Origin of the sequence: Desulfovibrio sp. 1188_IL3213 (assembly GCF_036763145.1) — a bacterium.
Taxonomy (GTDB): Bacteria; Desulfobacterota; Desulfovibrionia; order Desulfovibrionales; family Desulfovibrionaceae; genus Desulfovibrio.
In genome coordinates this window covers 1-3,971 of record NZ_JBAIYR010000210.1, presented here as the reverse complement: position 1 = coordinate 3,971, position 3,971 = coordinate 1, and the positions used below count along the sequence as shown (strand labels likewise).

General features: G+C 58.7%; 3 protein-coding genes and 1 pseudogene. 2 read left to right on the top strand and 2 right to left on the bottom strand.

The window, feature by feature from the left end:
- Nucleotides 1-114 precede the first annotated feature (114 nt).
- The gene (locus V6C16_RS08930) at nt 115-1,071 is read right to left on the bottom strand and encodes a UDP-glucuronic acid decarboxylase family protein (protein WP_333535203.1); all 957 of its coding nucleotides are present in this window, start codon (nt 1,069-1,071) and stop codon (nt 115-117) included.
- Nucleotides 1,072-1,519: 448 nt separating this feature from the next.
- Between V6C16_RS08930 and V6C16_RS08925 the strand changes: the two genes are divergently transcribed.
- Together V6C16_RS08925 and V6C16_RS08920 are read left to right on the top strand one after the other, a co-directional pair.
- The gene (locus V6C16_RS08925) at nt 1,520-2,341 is read left to right on the top strand and encodes a TatD family hydrolase (RefSeq protein ID WP_333535202.1); all 822 of its coding nucleotides are present in this window, start codon (nt 1,520-1,522) and stop codon (nt 2,339-2,341) included.
- A gap of 451 nt (nt 2,342-2,792) precedes the next feature.
- A complete protein-coding gene (locus V6C16_RS08920) occupies nt 2,793-3,629 on the top strand; it encodes a phosphate ABC transporter substrate-binding protein (protein ID WP_333535199.1) in 837 nt (278 codons plus the stop codon).
- Nucleotides 3,630-3,716: 87 nt separating this feature from the next.
- Here V6C16_RS08920 and V6C16_RS08915 read toward each other — a convergent pair.
- Nucleotides 3,717-3,971: pseudogene (locus V6C16_RS08915) on the bottom strand (tRNA (adenosine(37)-N6)-threonylcarbamoyltransferase complex transferase subunit TsaD); the annotation flags it as partial.

The window sequence follows — 3,971 nt, the reverse complement described above, 5'->3', positions numbered from 1 at the left end:
TGCCCGCCGGAGAGGGCAGCAGCGCGAGCAGGGCCATGGCGGCGGCAGCCGCCGCCAGGACAAGCAGAGTTATGATAAAGAGCGTCATGGCATAGGTTGGCTTTCGGGCAAGGGTCAGGCCATGCCCAGTTTTAACATGCTGTCAAAGTAGGCGATGGTTTTTTTCAGCCCGTCTTCCAGTTTGACCTGCGGTTCCCAGCCAAGTTTTTCGCGTGCCAGGGTAATGTCGGGCCGGCGCTGTTTGGGGTCATCACCGGGCAGCGGTTCGTAACTGATCACAGACTTGCTGCCGGTCATGTCCACAACTTTCTCGGCCAACTCGCGAATGGTGAATTCGCCGGGGTTGCCCATGTTCATCGGGCCGATGAAGTCTTCGGGAGAGGCCATGAGGCGCACCATGCATTCGATAAGGTCGTCCACATAGCAGAAAGAGCGTGTCTGGCTGCCGTCGCCATAAATGGTGATGGGCTGGCCCTTAAGCGCCTGAATGATAAAGTTGGATACCACGCGCCCGTCGTTGGGGTGCATTTTGGGGCCATAGGTGTTGAAGATGCGCCCCACCTTGATGGGCAGGCCGCTCTGCCGCCAGTAGGAGAAGAACAGGGCCTCGGCGCAGCGTTTGCCTTCATCGTAGCACGAGCGGATGCCGTTGGGGTTCACATGCCCCCAGTAGTCTTCGGTCTGCGGGTGTATTTCGGGGTCGCCGTATACTTCGCTGGTGGACGCCTGATAGATACGCGCCTTGACCCTTTTTGCCAGGCCCAGCATGTTGATGGCCCCGTGGACGCAGGTTTTGATGGTCTGTACCGGGTCGTGCTGGTAGTGGATGGGAGAGGCCGGGCAGGCCAGATTGTATATCTCGTCCACTTCCACATACAGGGGAAAGGTTACATCGTGGCGGATCAGCTCGAACCTTCTGTTGTCGAGAAATTCCTCAACATTGGCGCGGGCGCTGGAAAAGAAATTGTCCACGCAAAGAACTTCATGCCCTTCGTTGAGCAGCCTTTCGCACAGGTGCGAACCGAGAAAGCCCGAACCGCCCGTGACCAGTATACGTTTACGGAGATGCATATTTCCCCCGGAAAAAGTGGTGTGAGACCAAAAGTGAAGCAATGTTGCCTTGAATCCGTTCCGGCGGCTGCTCTGGCAGCCGCCCGCCACAAAGGCGCAAGCACACTATATTGGCGCAGATGGACGCCGCAGTGGGCATTGTAAGACTTTGAGCATGTATGTTCTCAAACATAAAATGTTTTTAGAGCAATTTCACTTTGAAATTGCTCTGGCAACTGCGTGAGCAGACGCCCGTCGCAGAGGCGTAAGCGCAATTTATTCGCGCTGTTACGCGCCGAAGCGGGCGTTTTGCAAGCATTGAGAATGGATATTCTCAATGCAAAAATGCTCTAGGATAGCAAAACCGGTTCAGCATAGCCCCATTGTTCTGTCTTGGCAATGGCGTTGCCGCCGGGCCTTGCCCTTGCCCTTGGCGGCACTCGTTGGTATGTAACGGCGCGAGGTAAGCATGTCGAAAAAATCCACTAACCGCATTGATCCCGTTTCCGTTCCCTTGCCGCCGGAAGGCGTCGACAGCCACGCCCATCTGGACGGCGAGGAGTTTGACCTGGACCGCGAAGCCGTGCTGGAAAGAGCCGCTGTCTGCGGCATCAGCCATGTGGGCAACGTGTTTCTCAGCCCCGACCACTTTGCCGCGCGACGACATTATTTTGCGGAGCATCCCCAGGTTTTCTTTTTGTTTGGCGTTCACCCCTGCCACGGGCGCGACTGCACGCCCCAAGTTATCGAAGCCATGCGCCGCGCTTTTGCGGAAGAGCCGCGTCTCAAGGCTGTGGGCGAAATCGGGTTGGATTTTTACTGGGACGATTGCCCCCGTGAGGTGCAGTACGAGGTTTTTACCGCGCAGCTCAGGCTGGCCCGTGAACTGGAGCGCCCTGTGGTGATCCACTGCCGCGAGGCGGAGGAAGAAACACTCATGGTTCTTGAGTCGCAGGGTTTTGCCGGGTATCCGCTGTTGTGGCACTGCTTCGGCAAAGGGCCGGATCTGGCCCGCCGCATCGTGAGTAACGGCTGGCATGTGTCCGTACCCGGCCCCGTGACCTACAGGGCCAATGAGGAACTGCGCGCAGCGGTGGCCTGCATTCCCTCCGACCGCCTTATGCTGGAAACGGACGCCCCGTATCTTGCCCCCGTACCCTGGCGCGGCAAGCGCAACGAGCCTGCCTTTACCGTGTTTACCGCGCGGGCGGTGGCGGAAGCGCGCGGACAGGATGCGGAAGAGCTTTGGCGGCAGTGCGGCGTCAATGCCAGGCGCTTTTTTGGATTATAAACGTTTTTGTGCTGTTCTGCCTGTGCGTTTCGGCCCCGGCACAAAAAACGTTCCTTCCGGGCGGACGGCGGGGCGTGCTCCGGCGCGGCTTGACCGGTTCCCGCCCATCAGATAGACCCGAGGTATGAGCATTTCCTCCAGGTTCCATAGGGCCTCACCACAAAGCATTGGCCGTGCCGCCCTTGGGGCTTTCACGGCCAATGCGGGCAGCATGCCGCATATGGCGGCGATGGCCGCCCGTGAAGCTCTGTTCTCTATTTCCGGCGTCACCTGACCGTCTGTCGGGTGGGGCTGGATGTCTCCCTTGCTCGGTTAGCGGGCGGTTTTCGTACTGCGCCGCGAGGGCGGCTTTCCATTTTTCATCCGACTCCCGGCGACGTGGTCGCGTCTGTTGCTGTACACTGCGTGGTGCGTCCGCGCTTTTTGTTCACGCTAACCGTAGGAGACTGTCATGAAACGTGGAATTCTTGCGGCTGTTCTGCTGATGTGCGGCCTTGGCACGGCCTTTGCCGCTTCGCCCTCTGACCCTCTGGACGCTTTTAAGGGGCAGAAGGGGGTTGTGGATATTGCGGGCGGCACGGCACACATTCCTGTTATGAAAGAGGCCGCCAAGCGGATCATGGCCGTTAACCCCGGCATCCGCATTACCGTGGCGGGGGGCGGCTCCGGCGTGGGAGTGCAGAAAGTGGGCGAGGGTATTGTGCAGATCGGCAATACCGGCCGCGCCCTCAAGCCTGTGGAAGTGGAAAAATACGGCCTTGTGACCTTTCCTTTTGCCATTGACGGCGTGGCTGTGGCCGTCAATCCGGCCAACAAGGTCGCAGGGCTGACCAGGGGGCAGGTAAAGGATATTTTTTCCGGCAAGATCGGAAACTGGAAGGAAGTGGGCGGCGCTGACGCTCCCATATCCCTCTATGTGCGCGAAGACGGCAGCGGCACGCGCGAAACCTTTGAAGAACGCGCCGTGGACAAGGACACTCCTTCCATCAAGGCCAATGTGGTCAGTTCCAACGGGGCCATGAAAACGGCCGTCAGCCAGGATCCCAACGCCATCGGCTATGTGGGTATCGGCCATCTGGACGACAGCATAAAGGGAGTAAGTATTGACGGTGTGGCCCCCAGCCAGGAAAACGCCGCTTCAGGCGAATACAAGGTCACGCGCCTGCTGTACATGAATACCAAGGGTGAGCCGCAGGGCATCACCAAGGCATTTGTGGACTATATTTTCACTCCCGTCGGGCAAAAGATCGTGTCCGGCGCGGGCTACATCCCCTATGCCAAAAAATAGGGCGTTTTTCGCCCGCCAGGCCGGAAGCGCTACGGCGCTTTGTATTGAGCAAGAGTAGTTTCCAAAGACCTGACTGTCAAGACAATCTCATGTTTCCGACAGGTCTTCGGCGTATTCGCGGCAGCGCCCCATGTCGTCAGGCAGCGCACGCCCGCGGGGGACAGTTTCCATATGCAGTTGATGGTAATATCCCTTTTTCCCGAGCAGCCAGCCCCCATAGGCTATCATGGCCGCGTTGTCTGTACACAGGTGCGGGCCGGGAATGATGGCGTGGCCGCCCCTGTGCTCCATAAGTTCCGTAACGCGTCGCCGCAGCAGCGAGTTGCAGGCAACGCCGCCAGC

Bases quoted from the DNA above. Each gene is read 5' to 3' on its own strand.
- V6C16_RS08920 (WP_333535199.1), top strand. From the start codon at position 2,793: ATGAAACGTGGAATTCTTGCGGCTGTTCTGCTGATGTGCGGCCTTGGC.
- V6C16_RS08925 (WP_333535202.1), top strand. From the start codon at position 1,520: ATGTCGAAAAAATCCACTAACCGCATTGATCCCGTTTCCGTTCCCTTG.
- V6C16_RS08930 (WP_333535203.1), bottom strand. From the start codon at position 1,071: ATGCATCTCCGTAAACGTATACTGGTCACGGGCGGTTCGGGCTTTCTC.